Genomic DNA, 569 nt, shown 5'->3' with positions numbered 1-569 from the left:
CCCGCCGCCCCGCCCCCGCCGGCGCCCGGCCCGGGTGTGCGCTTCCAGCCGCCGGGCCAGCCCGGTCCGTCCGGCCCGCCGGGGCCGTCGTACGGCGGCGGTGACTCGTACGAGTACCAGGGCTCCCGCCCGTCGCAGATGAACCGCCCGGCCGAGCCGATCCCGCCGTTCGGCAGCGCCCCCTCGGGTCACCCCGGGCCCGGCGGTCGCCCCGGCCCCGGTGGCCCCGGCGGTCCTGGTGGCCCCGGCGGTCCTCCCGGTCCGCCCGGATTCGGTGCCGACCCCTCGCGGCCGGTCCCGCCGCCGCCCGGCCCTGGCGCGCCCGGTGGCCCCGGCGGTCACGGCGGCGCTCCCCAGGGCTACCAGCAGTCCGGCCCGCCGGCTCCGCCCGGATTCCCGCAGGAGACCCAGCGTCCGCAGCAGGGCGGTCAGTCCTTCGGCGGCGGTGACGACTGGGTGCTCCCCCCGCCGTCGTCCACCGGCCCGGGCGGCGGCCCTGGCGGGCCCGGCGGCCCCGGCGGTGGCCAGGGTGGCGGCTACGGCTATCCGCAGCCCGGCGCGACCCAGGC

At 82.6% G+C, this 569-nt stretch carries 1 pseudogene; it reads left to right on the top strand.

Annotated elements, in window-relative coordinates:
* A pseudogene (locus tag AOQ53_RS43370) lies at nucleotides 1–569 on the top strand (FHA domain-containing protein); the annotation flags it as partial.

This window comes from Streptomyces azureus (assembly GCF_001270025.1).
GTDB classification, from domain to species: Bacteria; Actinomycetota; Actinomycetes; order Streptomycetales; family Streptomycetaceae; genus Streptomyces; species Streptomyces azureus.
Note: the sequence above shows the minus strand (reverse complement) of the source record. Positions and strands in the feature narration are given on the sequence as shown.